At 72.4% G+C, this 1,710-nt stretch carries 1 protein-coding gene; it reads left to right on the plus strand.

All coding sequences use genetic code 11. The features are described from left to right. Positions 1 to 132: 132 nt before the first annotated feature. Entirely contained in the window at positions 133 to 1,572 is a 1,440-nt protein-coding gene (locus QL983_RS11170) for an NAD(P)H-quinone dehydrogenase (protein WP_020623706.1), read from the plus strand. Positions 1,573 to 1,710 lie beyond the last annotated feature (138 nt).

A 1,710-nucleotide genomic window follows, 5' to 3' on the forward strand; every position in this document is an offset into this window, starting at 1 on the left:
GCCTCATACCTCCTGCGGAGACGCTCCTCCGGCCTCACTGGCCCCGGCCCGAGTCAACAACGTCATGCCCTCCTACATCTAGGCGGTGTCCCGTGGCCGCTGGCTAGGACTTTCCCGTCCGTGGCGGACACAATGGAGCCCGTGACCGAGGAAAACAGCACCTTCATCCCGTCCCTGACCATCATCGGCGGCGGCCCCGGCGGCTACGAGGCCGCCATGGTGGCCGCGAAGCTGGGCGCCCGCGTGACCCTGGTCGAGCGCCAGGGGGTGGGCGGCGCGGCCGTCCTCACGGACGTGGTCCCCTCCAAGACGCTGATCGCCGCCGCCGACTCGATGCGCCGCGTGGGCGCCTCCGTGGACCTGGGCGTCGACCTCGGCGGGGGCGACGTCCACGCGGACATGGGCCGGGTCGGCCACCGCATCCTGAACCTGGCCCACGAGCAGTCCTCGGACATCCGCGCGGGCCTCGAGCGGGTCGGCGTCCGGGTGATCGACGGCGTGGGCCGCGTCGTCGGCCCCCACGAGGTGTCCGTCCGCGCCCTCGACGACGCCGACGCCGGCGCCGAGCCCGAGATCATCACCTCGGACGCGATCCTCGTGGCCGTCGGCGCGAGCCCCCGCGAGCTGCCCACCGCCGTCCCGGACGGCGAGCGGATCTTCAACTGGAAGCAGGTCTACAACCTCAAGGAGCTTCCCGAGCACCTGATCGTCGTGGGCTCCGGCGTCACCGGCGCCGAGTTCGCCTCGGCCTACAACCGCCTCGGCGCCAAGGTCACCCTCGTCTCCTCGCGCGACCGCGTGCTCCCCGGCGAGGACGCCGACGCCGCCGAGCTGCTCGAGAAGGTCTTCGAGGGCAACGGCCTCAGGGTGGTCTCCCGCTCCCGGGCCGAGTCCGTCGAGCGGACCGAGACCGGCGTGCGCGTGCACCTCTCCGGCGAGGGCGCCGAGGACACCCCGTCGATCGAGGGCTCCCACGCCCTCGTGGCCGTCGGCGGCGTGCCGAACACGGCGGGCCTCGGCCTCGACGACGTGGGCGTGAAGCTGACCGGCTCCGGCCACGTGCTCGTGGACGGCGTCTCCCGCACGTCCGTGCCGAGCATCTACGCGGCGGGCGACTGCACGGGCAAGCTCGCCCTCGCGTCGGTGGCGGCCATGCAGGGGCGCATCGCCGTCGCCCACCTGCTCGGCGACGCCCTCAAGCCGCTGCGCCCGCACCTGCTGGCCTCGAACATCTTCACCTCGCCGGAGATCGCCACCGTGGGCGTCACGCAGGCGCAGGTGGACTCCGGCCAGTACCAGGCGGACGTGCTGCGCCTGGACTTCCACACCAACCCCCGCGCCAAGATGTCCGGCGCGGAGGAGGGGTTCGTGAAGATCTTCGCGCGACAGGGCTCCGGCACCGTGATCGGCGGCGTGGTGGTCTCGCCGCGCGCGTCCGAGCTGATCTACGCGCTCGCGCTCGCGGTCACGCACAAGCTGCACGTGGACGACCTCGCGGACACCTTCACCGTGTACCCGTCCATGTCCGGCTCGATCGCGGAGGCGGCGCGACGCCTGCACGTGCGCATCTGACCCAGAGACGACTTTCGGTCGTGAGATAGGGCCTATCTCACGACCGAAAGCGTCCATTCCCCCGATGTCACGTTCGACAGTGCGGGCGGGGGCCCCGGGCGGGGAACCGTGCGGGGTCAGCGGGTGGCGGCGCGGCGC

It is taken from the genome of Micrococcus sp. APC 4021, assembly GCF_030407635.1.
Classification (GTDB): domain Bacteria; phylum Actinomycetota; class Actinomycetes; order Actinomycetales; family Micrococcaceae; genus Micrococcus; species Micrococcus luteus.

What these genes read in the sequence shown, in the direction of transcription:
- QL983_RS11170 (WP_020623706.1), top strand. Translation starts at nt 133, where the DNA reads ATGGAGCCCGTGACCGAGGAAAACAGCACCTTCATCCCGTCCCTGACC.